The 17,246-nt window shown below is 73.1% G+C and carries 20 protein-coding genes; 14 read left to right on the forward strand and 6 right to left on the reverse strand.

The window, feature by feature from the left end:
• The 6 genes from FV227_RS23175 to FV227_RS23200 form a co-directional block, all read left to right on the forward strand.
• Positions 1-1,083, forward strand: a 1,083-nt coding sequence (locus tag FV227_RS23175) for an endo-1,4-beta-xylanase (RefSeq protein ID WP_147860007.1), incomplete at its 5' end; no start/stop codon positions are given.
• A 426-nt stretch (positions 1,084-1,509) separates the two neighbouring features.
• On the forward strand, positions 1,510-2,409 hold the full coding sequence (locus FV227_RS23180) for a MipA/OmpV family protein (RefSeq protein WP_187274916.1): 900 nt from the start codon (positions 1,510-1,512) through the stop codon (positions 2,407-2,409).
• 181 nt (positions 2,410-2,590) lie between these two features.
• Entirely contained in the window at positions 2,591-3,745 is a 1,155-nt protein-coding gene (locus FV227_RS23185) for an SDR family oxidoreductase (protein WP_147729247.1), read from the forward strand.
• Complete coding sequence (locus FV227_RS23190) at positions 3,742-4,068, forward strand: multidrug efflux SMR transporter (RefSeq protein ID WP_147729248.1); 327 nt, start codon at positions 3,742-3,744, stop codon at positions 4,066-4,068. Before FV227_RS23185 ends, FV227_RS23190 begins: the two co-directional genes overlap by 4 nt.
• 111 nt (positions 4,069-4,179) lie before the next feature.
• Positions 4,180-4,440, forward strand: a complete 261-nt coding sequence (locus FV227_RS23195) for a hypothetical protein (RefSeq protein WP_147729249.1) — start codon at positions 4,180-4,182, stop codon at positions 4,438-4,440.
• A 205-nt stretch (positions 4,441-4,645) separates the two neighbouring features.
• Positions 4,646-5,074 carry a hypothetical protein gene (locus FV227_RS23200; RefSeq protein ID WP_147729250.1) on the forward strand — a complete coding sequence of 143 codons (429 nt, stop codon included), beginning with the start codon at positions 4,646-4,648 and terminating at the stop codon, positions 5,072-5,074.
• Between the two features lie 200 nt (positions 5,075-5,274).
• Here FV227_RS23200 and FV227_RS23205 read toward each other — a convergent pair whose 3' ends face one another.
• Positions 5,275-6,279, reverse strand: coding sequence for an alpha/beta hydrolase (locus FV227_RS23205; protein WP_147860009.1), 1,005 nt, complete (start codon positions 6,277-6,279; stop codon positions 5,275-5,277).
• A gap of 149 nt (positions 6,280-6,428) precedes the next feature.
• Here FV227_RS23205 and FV227_RS23210 point away from each other — a divergent pair, with 149 nt between their 5' ends.
• Positions 6,429-6,923, forward strand: a complete 495-nt coding sequence (locus tag FV227_RS23210; RefSeq protein WP_147728833.1) for an Hsp20 family protein — start codon at positions 6,429-6,431, stop codon at positions 6,921-6,923.
• A 374-nt stretch (positions 6,924-7,297) separates the two neighbouring features.
• Here FV227_RS23210 and FV227_RS29220 read toward each other — a convergent pair whose 3' ends face one another.
• A complete protein-coding gene (locus tag FV227_RS29220) occupies positions 7,298-7,471 on the reverse strand; it encodes a hypothetical protein (protein WP_187274918.1) in 174 nt (57 codons plus the stop codon).
• 161 nt (positions 7,472-7,632) lie between these two features.
• Here FV227_RS29220 and FV227_RS23215 point away from each other — a divergent pair, with 161 nt between their 5' ends.
• Complete coding sequence (locus tag FV227_RS23215) at positions 7,633-7,815, forward strand: hypothetical protein (RefSeq protein ID WP_147728834.1); 183 nt, start codon at positions 7,633-7,635, stop codon at positions 7,813-7,815.
• A gap of 63 nt (positions 7,816-7,878) precedes the next feature.
• Positions 7,879-8,154, forward strand: coding sequence for a hypothetical protein (locus tag FV227_RS23220; RefSeq protein WP_147728835.1), 276 nt, complete (start codon positions 7,879-7,881; stop codon positions 8,152-8,154).
• Here FV227_RS23220 and FV227_RS23225 read toward each other — a convergent pair.
• From FV227_RS23225 to FV227_RS23235, 3 genes are read right to left on the reverse strand one after another with little or no spacing between them, the layout of a single operon-like run.
• Positions 8,129-9,067, reverse strand: a complete 939-nt coding sequence (locus FV227_RS23225) for an L-histidine N(alpha)-methyltransferase (RefSeq protein ID WP_147728836.1) — start codon at positions 9,065-9,067, stop codon at positions 8,129-8,131. The two genes, FV227_RS23220 and FV227_RS23225, sit on opposite strands and share 26 nt — an antisense overlap.
• The gene (locus FV227_RS23230; protein WP_147860010.1) at positions 9,064-10,014 is read right to left on the reverse strand and encodes a class I SAM-dependent methyltransferase; all 951 of its coding nucleotides are present in this window, start codon (positions 10,012-10,014) and stop codon (positions 9,064-9,066) included. Before FV227_RS23230 ends, FV227_RS23225 begins: the two co-directional genes overlap by 4 nt.
• The gene (locus FV227_RS23235) at positions 10,011-10,271 is read right to left on the reverse strand and encodes a hypothetical protein (protein WP_147860011.1); all 261 of its coding nucleotides are present in this window, start codon (positions 10,269-10,271) and stop codon (positions 10,011-10,013) included. Before FV227_RS23235 ends, FV227_RS23230 begins: the two co-directional genes overlap by 4 nt.
• 394 nt (positions 10,272-10,665) lie before the next feature.
• Between FV227_RS23235 and FV227_RS23240 the strand changes: the two genes are divergently transcribed.
• The 4 genes from FV227_RS23240 to FV227_RS23255 all read left to right on the forward strand — a co-directional run bounded on the left by FV227_RS23240 (position 10,666) and on the right by FV227_RS23255 (position 15,960).
• A complete protein-coding gene (locus tag FV227_RS23240; protein WP_246686601.1) occupies positions 10,666-12,762 on the forward strand; it encodes an oligopeptide transporter, OPT family in 2,097 nt (698 codons plus the stop codon).
• A 441-nt stretch (positions 12,763-13,203) separates the two neighbouring features.
• Positions 13,204-14,376 carry a zinc-dependent alcohol dehydrogenase gene (locus tag FV227_RS23245; RefSeq protein WP_147860012.1) on the forward strand — a complete coding sequence of 391 codons (1,173 nt, stop codon included), beginning with the start codon at positions 13,204-13,206 and terminating at the stop codon, positions 14,374-14,376.
• Complete coding sequence (locus tag FV227_RS23250; RefSeq protein ID WP_147860013.1) at positions 14,373-14,978, forward strand: cyclase dehydrase; 606 nt, start codon at positions 14,373-14,375, stop codon at positions 14,976-14,978. The genes FV227_RS23245 and FV227_RS23250 overlap by 4 nt, the downstream gene beginning before the upstream one ends.
• Positions 14,979-15,075: 97 nt before the next feature.
• Positions 15,076-15,960 carry an MBL fold metallo-hydrolase gene (locus tag FV227_RS23255; protein WP_147729826.1) on the forward strand — a complete coding sequence of 295 codons (885 nt, stop codon included), beginning with the start codon at positions 15,076-15,078 and terminating at the stop codon, positions 15,958-15,960.
• 9 nt (positions 15,961-15,969) lie between these two features.
• On the opposite strand, the gene FV227_RS23260 is transcribed toward FV227_RS23255, so the two are convergent.
• Complete coding sequence (locus FV227_RS23260) at positions 15,970-16,776, reverse strand: NmrA family NAD(P)-binding protein (RefSeq protein WP_246686602.1); 807 nt, start codon at positions 16,774-16,776, stop codon at positions 15,970-15,972.
• Between the two features lie 32 nt (positions 16,777-16,808).
• On the opposite strand from FV227_RS23260, the gene FV227_RS23265 reads away from it, so the two are divergent.
• Positions 16,809-17,126 carry a hypothetical protein gene (locus FV227_RS23265; RefSeq protein WP_246686603.1) on the forward strand — a complete coding sequence of 106 codons (318 nt, stop codon included), beginning with the start codon at positions 16,809-16,811 and terminating at the stop codon, positions 17,124-17,126.
• Positions 17,127-17,246 lie beyond the last annotated feature (120 nt).

Consider the following 17,246-nt stretch of genomic DNA (forward strand, 5'->3'; position numbering starts at 1 on the left):
GCGCCGTTCGGGCCGCCGGGCCGGCCGTCGTGGTCGGCCGACAGCCTGCAGGCGGCGGCCGCCCGCACCGGGCTGACCTACGGCACCGAGGTGCCCGGCTTCCGGTTCGCGCGCGATCCCGCCTACCGGCAGGCGGTGGCGCGCGAGGCCGGGATGCTGGTCTGCGGCACCGAGATGAAGATGGAGGTGGTGCGGCCCGAGCCCGGCAAGACCGATTTCGCGCAAGCCGACGCCCTGGTGCGCTTCGCCCGCGGCAACGGCCAGCGCATGCGCGGGCATACGCTGGTCTGGCACGAGGCGCTGCCGCCCTGGGTGCGCCCGCTGCTGGCGCGGGCCACCGCCCCCCAGGCCGAGGACTTCCTGCGCCGCTGGATCGAGACCGTGGCCGGCCGCTACCGCGGGCAGATCGCCTCCTGGGACGTGGTCAACGAGGTGCTGTCGCAGGACGGCGGCGGCCCGGAGGGCCTGCGCGAGAGCCCGTGGCTCACCGCGCTCGGCCCCGGTTACGTCGACCTCGCCTTCCGCATCCTGCACGAGGTCGACCCGACGGCGGCCGGCTGCTGGAACGAGGACGCGGTCGAGCAGGGCGTGCCGTGGATGGAGGCGCGCCGCACCCGCGTGCTCAAGCGCCTGGAGGGGATGCTGGCGCGCGGCGTGCCGATCCGCCGCTTCGGCCTGCAATCGCACATCACCAGCACGGTGCCGATCGACCAGGGCCAGCTTCGGCGCTTCCTCGCGGAGATCGGCAGGATGGGGCTCGGCATCGAGATCACCGAGTTCGACATCGACGACCGGGCGTTCCCGGCCGACATCGCCACCCGCGACCGCAAGGTCGCCGACCTCGCCAGATCCTATCTCGAGGTCGTGGCGGCCGAGCCCGCGGTGCTGACCGTGATGTCGTGGGACCTCTACGACCCCGACACGTGGCTCAACGACCACCCCTACCGCAAGCGCCCCGACGGCCTGCCCCAGCGCGCGCTGCCGCTCGATGCGCAGTTTGGGCGCAAGCCGCTCTGGCACGCGATGCGGGCGGTGTTCGCCCAGGCGCCGGACCATGCGGCGGCGCGGGCGAAGCTGCGGTAGCGCCCCTCGGGCCCAGGGGCCAGGATCTTGACGTCGCGCAGCTCGCCGTCGCGCGGCGCCTCCTCGATGCCGTGCTTCCGCGCCTTCGCGACGAGGCCTTCCATGCCCTTGCGATGCTCCGGCCAATGCTCCGGCCTGGTCTCGCCGCCCTTGGCCGGGATCGGGCTCCGCAGCACCTCGGCGTGCGTCCGGATGCCGCCGAGCGACGGCTCCGGCATCCGCTTCCGCCTGGCGTCGCTCGCCCGGCCGATCGGACAAGCATGCCCCCGTTCCGGCGACGCGTTCGACACGAAAGCGTGACGGGCGGGGCGGCCGGCATCGCCCGAAATCCGCCGGCGGGACCGTTCCCCGGGCGGCGGATCTGCTAGGCATCCTGTCTCGCCCGAGGGGCGTGCGCACGGCGGTCGCGCCGCTGGAGGCCGGGTCTTGGGCGCGATCGACGAGACAGGGGCCCGAGCCCGGGCGACCCGCGCGGCGGCCGTCCGCGCGCCCGCCGTGGCCGCGCTCTTCCTGGCCGCGCCCGCCTTGGCCGTGCTCGCCTTGGCCGTGCTCGCCTCGGCCGCGCTCGATCCGGCGCCGGCCCGCGCCGGCGACCTTTCGGCGCTGTTCGACCCCGGCACCGTGGTGTCCGTCGGCGGGTTCGCCGGCGCCGGCGGGCGCTTCCAGGGCGCGCGGGCGGCCGGGCTGTGGGGGCTGCCCTACGCTTCGTTCCGCAAGGCCGACGAGCGCCCGGACTGGTTCTCGCCCGACGACGCCCTCGACGCCGCCCTGGTGGACGAGCGCGCGGTGCAGGCCGGCGCCGTTCTCGATGTCCGCAGCGGCCGCGCGGCGCACGACGACCGCAGCCTCGCCGGGCTGCCGCGCCGCCCGGTCGCGGCCGGGCTCGGCCTGTTCGGCGCGGTCTGGCCGGTGGAGGACGTGCTGCGGCTGCGCGCCGAGGTCACGCAGGGCCTGCGCGCGCATGACGGCCTCGTGGCCAAGCTCGGCGCCGACCTCGTCGGCACCGCCGGCCGCGTCACCCTGAGCGGCGGCCCCCGCCTCGTGCTGGGGGACGCCGCCGCGATGCGGCTCGACTTCGACGTGCCGGTCGCCGCGATCGCCGACCCGCGGCTGACGCCCTACCGCGCCGCGGGCGGGCCCCGCTCCGTCGGCGCGATCGTGGCCCTGGCCTACGCCTGGTCGGAGGCGTGGCAGACGATCGGCTCGGTCCGCTACGACCGCCTCGTCGCCGCCGCCGCGGGAAGCCCGATCGTCCGGCGCCTCGGCACGCCGAACGACGTCACGGTCGGATTCGGGGCGATCTACTCGGTCCGGATCGACCCGTGAGGCTGCAGCGCAAGCAACGGGACTTCAACGCCAAGATGTCGTTCACGAATTCGTGAATGTTGCCGGCCGAGCACGGCCGATCTTTAATCACCCTCTGCGCCGCGATGCGGGGATTATATCGGAACGTTTCTGTCTATGTCTCGCCGCAAAGAGTGGGAGGCGGACTGTGCCACGGATTCTGTTGACGGGGGCGACCGGGCTGATCGGCGGCGCGGTGCTGCACCGGGCGCTCGAGGCGGGCGACGACGCCACCTGGGTCTGCCTCGTGCGCTGCGCCGGCGTCGAGCAGGGCCGCCAGCGGATCGCGGCGCGGCTCGCCCGGTTCACCGACGCCTTCACCGCCCAGCGCCTCGCCCGCAAGGTCGAGGTCGTCCCCGGCGACTTCACCCGGGCCGACCTCGACCGCGATCCGCGCCTCGACGACTGCACCCACGTGCTGCACCTGGCCGCCGACACCTCGTGGTGGGGCGACGAGCGGGTCTACCGCACCAACCACGACGGCACCCTGGCGCTGGCGCGGCGGGCGCAGGCGATGCCGAAGCTCCGGCGGTTCCTGCACGTCGGCACCGCGATGATCTGCGGCGCCGACGCCGCGGCGATCGTCGCCGAGACCGACTACCCGGCGGCCGAGGCCCGGCACATCGTCGCCTACACCGTGTCCAAGGCCGCGACCGAGACCTCGCTGGCGGCGCGGTTCCCCGACCTGCCGATCGTCGTCGCCCGGCCCTCGATCGTCGTCGGCCATGCCAGCCTCGGCGCGGGCCCGAGCTCGAGCATCCTCTGGGTGCTGCGCGCCGCCGACGCCCTGCGCATGCTGCCCTGCGCGCCCGAGAGCCACGTCGACGTCGTCCCGGCCGACTGGGTCGCCGAGATGCTGGTCGGGCTCCTGACCAAGCCGACGCTCCGGCACGACCTCTACCACCTCTCGGCCGGCATGGGCGGCCGCACCACCTGGGCCGAGGTCATCGCCGCCTTCGAGGCGGCCGAGCCAAGCGACGGCGTGCGCGCCTTCCGGCCGTTCGACCTCGCCGCTGACCGCACCGTGCTGCGCCGCCGCTTCGCCGAGGTGTTCGGCCTCGACGGGCCGCTGAAGCAGGCGATGCTCCGCGCGGTGCGCGCCTACTACGCGTTCTGCGCCCTCGACGTGACCTTCGCCAACGACCGCCTGCTCGCCGAGGGGTTCGCGCCGGCGCCGCGGCTGCCGGCCTACCTGCCGGTGTGCCTGGCGAACGCGGCGACGATCGTCGAGCAGTTCGCCGACGACATCGAGATGTTCGCCGTGCCGCCCCCGGTGCCGGAAGACGCGGCCGGCACCGCGCTGGCGGCCAGCGCATGAGCCCCTACCTGACGCTGGCCATCGCGATCGGCGCCGAGATCTCCGCGACCCTGGCGCTGAAGGCGGCCGACGGCCTGACCCGGCCGGTCCCCACCCTGATCGTCGCGCTCGGCTACGGCACGGCCCTGTGGCTGATGTCCTCGAGCATGGACATGCTGCCGATCGGCGTCGTCTACGCGATCTGGGCCGGCGTCGGCATGGTCGGCGCCGCGCTCGGCGGCGCGCTGCTGTTCGGCGAGCCAGTGACCCTGCCGATGATCGCCGGCATCGCGGTCATCGCCTGCGGCGTGGCGATCCTGGCGAGCGCGCGGGTCGAGGCCTGAGGCCGCGCCCGGCGCTGGACCGCGCGGACGGCAACCGATAAGACGATTTGCCTAAGCGGGGCACCGAGGGATTCGGAAGCCCGGCTTGCAACGTCGGAAGGTTCCACGCGCATGATGGTCGGATCCCGCATCCTGCTCGCCGCCGCCGGTCTCCTGGCCTTCGGAGCCTTGGCCCGGGCCGACGACACGCCTGGAAAACCCCGGGACGCGGCCGGGTCCGCCGAGATCGGCGCCCAGGACCGCAAGCCGATGGAGGCCCCGCCTGGCAACGTGGCGAAGCAGGACGAGCGCACCGGCATGGCGCCCGACGTGCGCGACGTGCGGCAAGACTCGATGCGGGCGTTCAGCTTCCCCGGTGGCGCGCGCTTCTGAGCGGCCGGCGCACGGAGGGGCTGGTGTCGGCGTTCCGCGACAGGCGTCGGGTTGGCGCTCGACGGGCCCATGCTGCCCCCAACGAAGCAGAGCCAACCCGACAGGCTGGGGACGTGCGCAATCCGCGCCGTCTGGTGATCCCAGGCGTTTGCGATCCTGCGCCGCCAAACCGCTGCAACCCGGCCTTTCACGATGGCGGCCAACGATGAAACGCCTGCCCCTCCTGCTCGTCATCGCGGCCGCACCGGCCCTGGCCGACGCCTGTGACGACGCAGCTCAACGCATCGCGACCGAGGTCGGAAACGCGTACGCGATCCGGACGGGTCCGGTCATTACCATCAAGCGCGGCCGCCGGACCTTTCACTACACGCTGGAATGCGCAGACGGGCAGCCCTCGATGGTATCGGGGGATGCGGGCTTCGGCACCGACATGGGGGAGTTCGGCCGAACGCTCGAGCGCGCGACCAGCCTCGCCCTCGACGTACCCGAAAACGTCGCGCGAAGCGCCCTGGACAAGTGCGCGCGCCTCGCTCGGCGGCACGGCATGGATGGCGCGGCGACGACGGACGACGCGCTCGCCGTGAGCTGTACCGTCGTACACGATTGGGAGACGTTCGAGATCCGTCGCCGATAGGGGGCGGTCGAAGGCCGGTCGTGGCGCGGTGTCCCGGAACGGATGTGCCCGATCCGGTCCTTCGACGGCGGATCATGGCGAACTCTGCGGGACCGCCGACCACCCCGACCCGAAGCCGTCGGACGGCCATGGAACGGCCGCATCGGGAAGCGGCGACGGCCGGCCTCGCGTCGCGACCGGCGCCCCGCCCGCGCGCAGCCTCACGCGGTCGCCAGTCGCTCCCGCTCCGTCTTCGTCTCCCGCACGGTCGAGCCCGGCACGAAGGCGTCGAAGGCGGCCCAGAAGTCGGCGCGGATCGCGTCGCGCTCGGAGAGGATCTCGTGGCGGGCGTCGGGCAGCACCAGGATGTGGCCGGCCTTGAGGCGGGCGGCGAAGCGCTCGGCCGCGGGCGTGCCGCAGACCGGGTCGGAGCCGGCGGCGAGGATCAGCGTCGGGGTCGCGATCCGCGGCGGCACGCGCGGGTCGCGCAGGCGCGCCACCGCGCGGAAGGCCTCCGCCGTCCAGGCGATGGTCGGGTCGCCGACGGCGCCCGCGCCGACCGCGAGCGCGGCGGCCGCGTTGCGGGCGTAGCGCGCCGGGTCCCGGGTCAGCCGGTTGTTGGGGTAGGGCTTCGTCGCGATCGAGACCGGGCCGCCGCCGGGCACGTAGCGGCTGCCGAGGCCGAGGCGCTGCAGCAGCCGCGTCGCGACCGAGGCGAAGGCGGGCGAGCGCACCATCCGGATCGACAGCATCGGCGCCACGGTGACGATCCGCCGGAACGGCAGCCAGCCGTCCAGCGCCCCGGTCAGCGCGACGCAGCCGCCCATCGAGTGGGCGAGGCAGACATGCGGATCGGGCATGAACGGCACCAGCACCGCGTCGCGGATCGCCAGCAGGTCGCGGCGGTAATCGTCGAAGGCGGCGACGTGGCCCTTGTGCGGGTCGTCGACCCGCCGGTCCGACGCCCCTTGCCCGCGCCAGTCGAAGGCGACGACGGCGAAGCCCCGGGCGCGCAGCTCGCGGATGGTCTCGTAGTACTTCTCGATGAACTCGGCCCGGCCCTGGAGCAGGCAGACCGTGCCCTTGCAGGTCCGCGTCGTCGCGGCCCAGCGCGCCGCCCGCAGGGTGCAGTCGTCCGCGGTGCCGACCGCCATCACCACGGCGCCGGGTGGGACCGGGTTCCCGGGCGTGTCGTGCAGGCTCAGAAGTGCGGCGTCCTGCCGCATCGTTCCCGTCATCCGGCCGGGTCTTGAACGCACCTCGCCCCCCTCCAATATCACGATCGTACCGGCCGTCAGGCGGTACGAGCCCGGTCCGGCCCACGCGGCGGACCATAGACTCAAACCTGCATGTTGCTCCACGGAGGATGTGTCCTATGCGTCAGTTCGATCTCGCTCCCCTCTACCGTTCCACCGTCGGCTTCGACCGCCTGTTCTCGGCCCTCGACCAGTTCGTGGCGTCCGACGCGGTCCCGACCTACCCGCCCTACAACATCGAGCGCACCGCCGAGAACGCCTACCGCGTGACGGTGGCCGTGGCCGGCTTCACCGAGGCCGACCTGTCGATCGAGGTGCGGGAGAATGCGCTGACCGTGAAGGGCGAGCGCAAGCCCGATCCCGAGCGTCGCGCCGAGGTGCTGCACCAGGGCATCGCCGCCCGCGGCTTCGAGCGCCGGTTCCAGCTCGCCGACTACGTCCAGGTGACGGGTGCGGCGCTGGAGAACGGCCTCCTCCACGTCGATCTCGTCCGCGAGATCCCGGAGGCGAAGAAGCCGCGCCGCATCGAGATCGCCATCGGCGGCAAGAGCCGCGCGCCGGCGATCGAGGGGGCGGCCACCGAGGTCCCGGCCGAGGTCCAGAAGGCGGCGTAAACCGCGCCGTCGCAGAGCGTGGGAGCGCCCCGGCCGCCGGCCGGGGCGTTTTTCGTCGTGGCCGGCGTCGGGGATGCTGCCGGCGGAACGGATCTCGGCGGTTTGGCGTCGGCGGGCGAGGGGCGCCGCGAGGCGCCCGTGACGTTGCCCTTCGCGCCATGATGCGTTGCATCTTCGGGATCGCCGCGCTGCCGCGCCGCCGCGCACCGGTCGTTCGGCGCGGCTGTGCTGGAAGTTAAGGGGGCAGGGGGCACGGCGCATCCGGCCCACGCGACCTGATGCCGGAACGGCTTCGTCCGACGCGACCTCGGGTGCTGGGATGTCGGCTTCCTGCTTGCGCGGGATGATCCGACCGTCTTCCCCGCGGCGCCGCCTCAATGCTCCTGGGGCTTCCCCCGCGGCTCGGCCTGGCGGCGGGCCATCTCCCGGCCGATCTGAAGCAGCAGGAGCCGGATCATCGCCCGCATCGCCGGCGTGCCGCCGGCATCGATCAGGGCATGCGCTTCGAGGCAGACCTCGGCCATGCGGTCGAGCTTGTCCGTCGTCACGTTGACCCTCGCATCGATTTGAGCAAAAGTTGCGCGCAATCGATACCACGCCCCCGTTCCCCGATAGATCGCTGGTCCGGGCCGGACAATAACATAGGTCAACCGGGCATCAAAGTATGCAAAATTCAAATATCGGCGGGGCCGGCCACAGCAACGAAGCCATGACCGCCAAGATCGCCGAGGCTCTCGACTGTCCGGTCGACAACTTCTTCGATGCCAAATCGAACCCGACCGGTGAAACGGCCGACTTGCTGTCGTTCTGGGCGGCTCTCGAAGATGCACGCGAGCGCCGGGGCGTTCTCGATTATATTCGAGCCGTCGCTGTAAAATCGACACAGTCTTGATGGAATTCGGTTGCACTTAACCTAGGTGGTTGCGGATTTTTCCGGGTCGAATAGACCCGCTTCATGCGCGATGTGCCCGAACCCGATTCCGCGGATGCCGTGATCGCCGAGTCTCAGGACGTGATCGCGCGATCGCGCGCGGCGCGGGAGGAAGCGCGGCTGCAGCGGGCGGCGGCCCGCGCCGTGGTCGAGCAGGTCCGGGCGATGATCGCCCGGTCGCGGCCGGACAGCGAAGCCGGCGCGTGGCCCGCCCGCGATCCCGCCATGCTCGATCCTGCCATGTCCGATCCGGCGAAGGGCGGGGCGGCACGCGTCAGCGGCTCAGGAGGTGCAGGCTGAACAGGCCCTCCGGGTCGAGCCAGAGGCGCTTCGGCGTCCAGCCGGCCCGCGCCGCCATCGCCTGGAACGCCTCCGGCGCATGCTTGTGCGAGATGTCGGTGCGGACGCTCTCGCCGGCCGCGAACCGGATCGCGTCCGTCCCGAAGCGCCAGGTGTCGGCACGGTCGGCGACGAGATGGGCCTCGACCCGCAGCGGATCGTGCAGGATGCGGACCGCGTGGCGGAAGGCGTCGCGGTCGATGCCGGCGCCGAGCTCCCGGTTCAGGCGCGTCAGGTAGTTCAGGTGCAAGGCCGGCATCAGGCCGTCGCAGCCGCCATAGACCCGCCGCAGCCGGTCCGCGTCCTGCGTCGGGTCGGCGCCGACCAGGAGATGGCTCGGCCCGAGCGTGTCGCGGGCCCGCGCCAGGAAGGCCTCCGCCTCGGCCGGCGCGAGGTTGCCGATGCTGGTGCCGGGGAAGAACCCGAGCACCGGCCCGCCGCCGAGGTCGACCGGAAGCCGGATCGGCGCGGCGTAGTCGGCGCCGATCGGGATCATCGCGATGCCGGGATAGTCCCGCGCCAGCGTGCCGACCGAGGTCTCGAGGTACGCGCGCGAGATGTCGATCGCCACGTAGCGGCGCGGCCGGTCGAGGCCGTCGAGCAGCGTGCGGATCTTGCGGCTCGCGCCGCTGCCGTACTCGACGATCGTCGCGCCCGCTCCGACGAGGGCGGCGAGCTCCGGCACGATCGCGGGCAGCAGCGCCATCTCGCGCCGGGTCGGATAGTAGTCGGGGCTGTCGCAGATCCGGTCGAACAGGATCGAGCCGGCCTCGTCCCACAGGTACTTGCCCGGCAGGCGCTTCGGCACCTCGGACAGGCCGGCGAGCACGTCCCGCCGGAACGCGTCCCGCTCCGCGATGCCCGCCGGCGTCATCGCGGCGCCCCGCGGGTCGCGGTGAGCACGACGAGGGCGATGCGCTCCGCCTCGGCATAGGCCGGCGCGTCGAGCTCCTCGCCGTAGGCGTCCGGGTCGAGCTCGCGATAGGTCCAGCCCAGCCCCGCGGCCTCGCAGGCGGCGGTCGCGGCCCTCCGGAACGGGTCGGCGCCGTCCACGATCGCCGAGCCGGTGAACAGCACCAGGCTGCCGCCGGGGGCGAGGCGGGTGCGGGCGGCCTCGACCACGGCGAGCGACAGGCCCTCGCCGTAGGTCCCGCCGCCGTCGCGGTAGGTCCGCCCGGCGCGGTCGAGCATGAAGGGCGGGTTCGAGACGACGAGGTCGAAGGCGCCCGCGACGTCCGCGAGGAGGTCGCTGCGGCGCGGCACCGTGCCGTGGACGCCCGCGAGCCGGCTGTTGGTGGCGGCGGCCGCGAGCGCCGCGTCGTTGATGTCGACGAGCGCGATCTCGGCGTCGGGCGCGCGCTTGGCGATGGCGATGCCGGCCGCGCCCGATCCGCAGCCGATGTCGACCGCGCGGCGGACCGGCGCGGCACGGTGCGCGAGGTGATCGACCACGGCCGCGACGAAGCGGGCGGTGTCGGGGCCGAAGAACACCACGTCGGTCGTGCTCGGCGGATAGGCGGAGTGGACGAACAGCTCGCCGTCGAGGCTCGACACCCGGATCGCCGAGCGCCAGGCGTCGCCGTCCCGCACCAGCACGCCGGCCGCGCGCATCGCCGCGAAGAGGTCGGCCGGCAGCAGGTCCTCGGCGAAGGGGCGGCTCCAGCCGAACACGTCGCGCAGATTGCGGGCCCGCGCCGCCTGCGGGCGGGCGTTGACGCGGGCATGGGTGGCGGGCGTCACGGTGGTGAAGCTGTAGCCGAGGGCGCGAAGTCGCTCGACCAGGGCGATCAGGGCGGGGTTCGGGTCGGGCCGGCCAGTCATCGCGCCGGCTCCGCGGCGCGGCGCCGGCGCTCATGGGCCGCCGCGAAGCCCTCCTCCGACGGCGTGCCCGGCTGGCCGGAGATCGCCCGGAGGCCCTGAAACGGCGCCGGGCGCGCCCGGTCGCGGCCGACGACGGACCGGATCGGCCCGCGCGTGGGGGCGGGCTCGGCGCCGACGCGAGGGAAGGATGGGGTCTGAAGGAAGGCGCGGAAGCGCTCGGCCAGCGGGGGGCTGGCATCGTCCGTGGGGAGATCCATGCGCACCTGTCACGATCGCTCGGGCGTGCCGCGTCGCGTCCCGCGCGGCGACCGTCCGAGGCCCGGCTGTGTGTGTCGAAGCGCGGCGGGGCGGAGCGCCCATCGGGCCCGAGCCCGCCGATCTGCCGGGGAAACCTCGGCTCGAATTCCTTGTTCCGCGACGCGGCCGACAAAAATCAAGCTTAACGCAGGTTATGGTTCGGCCCGTCGCATCGATCGACAGACTAGCCGAGGTCGACGCGAACGGCCGTCGCGCGGCGAGCCTTGCGAGGATCGTCGTGGGACGCGCCCGGCGCGGCGAATGCAGATCCCGTCCATGCCGGGCCGCGACGGCAAAGCGTCGCGGCGGGAGAAAACGCCCTGCCGCTCGGGTTTCGCTCGGGACGACGCGTCGATGTCGCGCGGGACGGCCGGGACCGGGGGCACGATGGACGCGGCGAACCAGGTGACGAAGGTCCAGGATGCACCGCGTGGAAGCCAGGATGCACCGCGTGCACGCAAAGGCGCGCCGCGTGCGCGGGAGATCACCCCGCGCGGAATCGCGCTCGGCGCCGCGATCACGGTCGTGTTCATCGCCGCCAACGTCTACATGGGCCTGAAGACCGGGATGACGTTCTCGTCCTCGATCCCGGCGGCGATGATCTCGATGGGCTGCCTGCGGCTGCTCGGCGGCTCGAGCATCCTCGAGAACAACATCGTGCAGACGCAGGCCTCCGCCGCCGGCACGCTGTGCAACGTCATCCTGATCCTGCCCGGCCTGGTGCTGATCGGGCATTGGCACGGCTTCCCGTTCTGGCAGACCAGCGCGGTGTGCGCCCTCGGCGGCCTGCTCGGCGTCGCGTTCTCGATCCCGCTCCGGCGCGCGCTCGTCACCCGCGCGGGCCTGCCCTACCCGGAGGGCGTCGCCGCCGCCGAGGTGCTGCGCACCGGCGAGGGCGAGGCCGGCGCGAAGGGCCTGCGCGATCTCCTCGGCGCAGCCGCCGGCGCGGGCGCGATCGGGCTCGCGACCACCGGGTTCCGGCTGCTGGCCGAGGGGATGCACGGGACGCTCGCGGCGGGGAGCGCGGTGTTCCGCCTCGGCACTGGCTTCTCCCTGGCGCTCGTCGGCGTCGGCTACCTCGTCGGGATCGGCGCGTGCCTGGCGCTGCTCACCGGCGTCGCGATCGCCTGGGGCGTCGCCGTGCCGCTGCTGACCGCGCTCGGGCAGGGGGAGGGCGCCTCGCCGTCGGAGATGGCCGAGGCGGTGTGGTCCGGGCAGGTTCGCCTGATCGGGGCGGGCATCATCGCGGTCGGGGGCCTCTGGACCGTCGGGTCGCTCGCCCGCCCGATCCTCGGCAGCATCGCCACCGCCCTGGCCTCTGTCCGGACCAGCGGCTCGCGGCTGCCCGGCCCGGACCATCCGCGGGCCGAGCGCGACCTGCCGATCACCTGGGTCGGCGCGGCGGTGCTGGCGCTGACCCTGCCGCTGGCGTGGCTGTTCGCCGGCTTCGCATCGGGCGCCGAGCTCGGCGGCGGGCTGTACGGGCTCGTCGCGGCCGCGACCGTGTTCGCGGTGCTGTTCGGCTTCCTGATGGCCGCCACCTGCGGCTATCTGGCCGGCCTCCTCGGCTCGTCCTCGAGCCCGATCTCCGGCATCGGCATCCTCACCGCCATGGCCGCGGCGGTGCTGCTGCCCCTGCTGGTCGGCCGCTCCGCCGGACCGGAGGGCGACCGCTTCGTCATCGCGATGGCGCTGCTCGTGGCCGCGGTCATCGTCACGATGGCCTCGATCGCCAACGACAACCTGCAGGACCTGAAGACCGGCCAGCTCGTCGACGCCACGCCCTGGCGCCAGCAGGTGGTGCTGCTGATCGGCGTCGCGGTCGGCGCCGCCGTCATCGGGCCGCTGCTGTCCCTGCTCTACGAGGCCTACGGCTTCGTCGGCGCCCTGCCGCGCGAGGGCATGGAGGCGGCCAACGCCATGCCCGCCCCCCAGGCGGCGCTGACCTCGCAGATCGCCGGCGGCATCGTCCACGGCACCCTGCCGTGGACGATGGTGCTGATCGGCGCCGGGCTCGGGGCCGTGCTGGTCGCGGTCGAGGCGTGGCTGCGGCGGCGCGACCTCACCTTCCCCGCGCTCACCGTCGGCATCGGCATGTACCTGCCGCTCTCGGTCGAGATGACGATCGCGGTCGGCGGCGTCCTCGGCTGGCTCGCCGAGCGGACGATCCGGGCACGCGCCGCGGCGCAAGGGGACGATGCCGGCGCGGCGACCGAGACCGCGCGCCGCCGCGGCGTCCTCCTCGCCTCCGGATTCCTGGTCGGCGAGAGCTTCGTCGGCGTGATCCTGGCCGTCGCCGACACCCTGGCCGGGCGCAGCGCGTCCCTCGCCCTCGTCGGGCCGGGTTTCGCCCCTTACGCGACCTGGCTCGGCGCGGCCGTGTTCGGGTGCGGCCTCGCCGTGTTCTACCGGCTCACCGCGCGGGCGGACCTGGACGAAGCGGCGGCGTAGGCACGGCCGCGCCGGTGCGGGCGGTGTTTTGGGAGAGCAGGTTTCCGGTAACAGCTTCGCCATTGCCCGGCAGGGCGTGCGGCCCCGTTCGATCCCCGATCCCACCCGCATCCGCATCCTGAGGTGCTTGCGCGAAGCGGAAGCCTCGAAGGAGTTCCCCAGCGCGCGCGAGATCCCGTGAGGGCTCCTTCGAGGCCGCTCGCGCGGCGCCTCAGGATGAGGTCCGAGCCCGGAGAGGAAGCGTGACCCGCCCCGGTCGCCGCGGCATCCGAAGCCCGTCCGCCTCGGTCGCCGGAGCCGGCATGAAAACGTCGGCCCGCCGCCCGTATCTCGCCAGCCGCCCGCCCGGTTCGGTCCGAAACCCGACAGAACCAACCCCGGGGACCGCAGTTGCTCCCGTATGCGCCGCATCGTCCGAGCAGCGGCCGGGAGCTTCGCACCATGAAGGCCCTCGTCTGGCACGGCACCACCGACATCCGCTGCGACACGGTTCCCGATCCGACGATCGAGGACGGGCGCGACGCGATCATCAAGGTCACGAGCTGCGCGATCTGCGGCTCCGACCTGCACCTCTACGACCACTTCATGCCCGGCATGAAGGCGGGCGACATCATGGGCCACGAGACCATGGGCGAGGTGGTCGCGGTGGGGAAGGACAACGCCGCGCTGAAGGTGGGCGACCGGATCGTCGTCCCGTTCACGATCACCTGCGGCCAGTGCCCGCAATGCCGGCGCGGCAACTTCTCGGTCTGCGAGCGCACCAACCGCAACAAGGCGCTCGGCGACGCCGCCTTCGGCCACACCACGGCGGGCCTGTTCGGCTACACCCACCTGACCGGCGGCTATGCCGGCGGCCAGGCCGAGTACCTGCGCGTGCCGTTCGCCGACTCGACCCACATCAAGGTGCCGGACGGCATCCCCGACGAGCGGCTGCTGTTCCTGTCCGACATCTTCCCGACGGGATGGCAGGGCGCGGTCCAGTGCAACATCCAGCCGGAGGACACGGTCGCGATCTGGGGCTGCGGGCCGGTCGGGCAGATGGCGATCCGCTCCGCGATCCTGCTCGGGGCCAAGCGCGTGATCGCCATCGACCGGGTGCCCGAGCGCCTCGCGATGGCGCGGGCCGGCGGCGCCGAGGTGCTCGACTACCACGCCGAATCGAACATCGTCGCCCGCCTCAACGACATGACCGACGGCCGCGGGCCGGAGAAGTGCATCGACGCCGTCGGGCTCGAGGCGCACGCGCTCGGCGCGGTCGACGCGGTCTACGACCGGGCCAAGCAGGCGATGATGCTGGAGACCGACCGTGCCCACGTCCTGCGCCAGATGATCATGGTCTGCCGGCCGGCCGGGATCCTCTCGGTGCCGGGCGTCTATAGCGGCCTGATCGACAAGTTCCCGATCGGCGCGCTGATGAACAAGGGGCTGACCGTCCGCACCGGGCAGACGCACGTGAAGCGCTGGACCGACGACCTGCTGCGCCGGATCGAGGAGGGGCAGATCGACCCGTCCTTCGTCATCACCCACACGGTCGGCTTGGAGGACGGCCCCGAGATGTACCGCACCTTCCGCGACAAGCAGGACGGCTGCATTAAGGTGGTGATCCGGCCATGAGCGGCGCGCGTCCCTCCCCCCCGACGCGCCCGGCGCCCGGCCGCGGCGCGCGGACCGGCCACCACGCGCTCGCGCGCGGCCTCGGCTGGTTCTCGATCGGCCTCGGGCTGCTGGAGCTGGCGGCGGCGCGGGGCCTGTGCCGGACCCTCGGCCTCGAGGGCCGGGAGACGCTGGTGCGCAGCTACGGCGTGCGCGAGGTCGCGACCGGCGTCGCCATCCTGACGAGCCACGATCCGGCACCGTGGATCCTGGGCCGCGTCGTCGGCGACGTCCTCGACCTCGCGACCCTGGCCCAGGGCTTCGAGGGCGATCGTGGGCAGAGGGCCAACCGCGTCGCCGCGACGGCGGCGGTGGCGGGCGTGACGGTGCTCGACGTCGTCTGTGCCCAGGGGCTGATCGCCGACAAGCGCCTCTCCCGGCCCGGTGCCTTCGACTACGGCGGCCGCAGCGGCTTCCCCCGTCCGCCGCAGGCCATGCGCGGGGCGGCGGCCGACTTCGCGGTCCCGCACGATTTCCGGGCTCCCGAGGCCCTGCGGCCCTGGTCGGGCGACGCCTCCGGGTCCCGCGGCATGCCAGGAACCTTGCCGGCGGAAAATATCTGATTTGCCGGCAAATTATACGGTCGGCGAGACGCGTGGCCGATCGGATCCGCGTCGGCAGGCAGGCGGTCATCGCCCCCCATCGAAAGGACGCGCGGCCATGATCCAGCAGGTTTCGGTCGATCCGGAGGCGCAGGCGGGCAAGGCCGCCGAGGACGGCACAAGGACGCTCGCCGGCGATCTCGCCTATCGCCGCCTGATGATGGTCAACGTGGTCTTCGTCGGCACGCCCGGCGCCGGGGATCGCGGCTGGGTGCTGGTCGATGCCGGCATTCCCGGCACGAAGGGCCTGATCCAGGGCGCGGCCGAGGCACGCTTCGGCCCGGGCGCCCGCCCGGCGGCCATCGTCCTCACCCACGGGCATTTCGACCATGTCGGGGTGCTGGAGGATCTGGCCGCGGAATGGGACGCCCCCGTCTACGCCCACGCGCTGGAGCGGCCCTACCTCGACGGCAGCGCCGCCTACCCCCGGCCCGATCCGAATGTCGGCGGCGGCGCGCTGGCGCTGCTGTCGCCGTTCTACCCGACGAAGCCGGTCGACGTGGCCAGCCGCCTCGTCACCCTGCCGGAGGACGGGACGGTGCCGCCGATGCCGGGCTGGCGCTGGATCCACACCCCCGGCCACAGCCCCGGCCACGTCTCGCTCTGGCGCCCGGGCGACCGGTCCTTGATCGCCGGGGACGCCTTCGTGACGACGGCGCAGGAATCGATCTATGCGGTCGCGGTCCAGGAGCTAGAGATCCACGGGCCGCCGATGTACCTGACGATCGACTGGCCCGCCGCCGCCGCCTCGGTCCGCAGCCTCGCCGCCCTGCAGCCCGAGCGCGTCGTCACCGGCCACGGCCGCGCCCTGGAAGGCGCGGAGATGCGCCGCGGCCTCGACGTCCTGGCGCGGGACTTCGAGACCGTCGCGGTGCCCCGGCACGGCCGCTACGTCGACCACCCGGCGACCGCCGGCGACGGATCGGCCTATCGCGCGCCGTGAGCCGGCCGCTCAGGCGGCGGCCCGCGCGGCGGGACCGGCGAGGGCGGCGGCGGCGTCGCGGTAGGCGTGCAGCGGGCGGCCCAGGATCGCGGTCAGCCACTCGCGGTCGCCGGCCTCCGGGATCATGCCGTCGCCGACGAAGCGCTCGGCCATCAGGCGCATCTCGTAGGCCATCCACCGCGGCATGGTGCCGGCCATGGCCTGCTCGAACCCGCTCGGATCGTCGCCGCCGTAGGCGACCGGGCGGCCGAGCACCGCGCTCCAGATCGCGGCGAGGCCCGCGCCGGTGAGCGTGTCCGGCCCGACGAGGTTGATGGTCTCGACCGGCAGCGGGCCCGGCGCCGCGTCGCGGCGGATCAGCGCGATCGCGGCGATCTCGGCGATGTCGCGCGCGTCGACCATGGCGACGCCCTTGCCGCCGATCGGCATCGGGTAGACCGCGTGGTCCACGATCACGTCCCGGATCATCGCCTCGTTGTCGATGAAGTAGGTCGGGCGCAGGATCGTGGCGCCGAAGCCCATCTGCCGCAGCATGCGCTCGGCCCCGAACTTCACCGCGAAGTGGGGCACCTCGACGGCGCGGTCGGCCCCGAACACCGACAGGTAGACGACCCGCTCGACGCCGGCCTCGCGCGCGAGGTTGAGGGTGACGATCGCCTGGGTGAACTCGTCGCCGGTCACCGCATTCAGCAGGAACAGCGTGCGCACGCCGACGAAGGCCCGGCGCAGCGCGTCGATGTCGAGGAGGTCGCCCGTCGCGACCTCGACCCCGGCGGGGAATTGGGCCTTGGCGGGATCGCGGGTCAGCACCCGCACCCGGGTCAGCTCGGATCTCGGCTTACGCAGGCATGTGCGATTTGTTGGAATTGTTGGCATCGGTCTTGCCAAGCCCTGCTCGTCCCCGGCACCGGATCGCGGCCGGCGCGGAAACGGAGCGGCTTATCATGAACTACCACAGCATCAGCCGGCGCGGTGCCCTCCGGATCGGTGCGTTGGCTGCGGGCACCGTGGCGATGCCGTTCTTCGCTCGCAACGGCTTGGCCGCCGAGCCGATCAAGCTCGGGAGCCTGCTCGACGGCACCGGCGCGCTCGGCTTGGAAGGCAGGCGCATGATCGAGACGACCGAATACGCGGTCGATCTGATCAACAAGACCGGCGGTGTGTAGGGCGGTGACAAAACCATCCACTGGAGCGTCGGCGGGGTGCTGATGCGGCCGGGGTAAAAGCCGGCCAGTGGAGAGGCTTCTCTTTCGGGAGGGGCCCAGGATGTTTGCCGTGGAAGTCTA

It is taken from the genome of Methylobacterium sp. WL119, assembly GCF_008039875.1.
Taxonomy (GTDB): Bacteria; Pseudomonadota; Alphaproteobacteria; order Rhizobiales; family Beijerinckiaceae; genus Methylobacterium.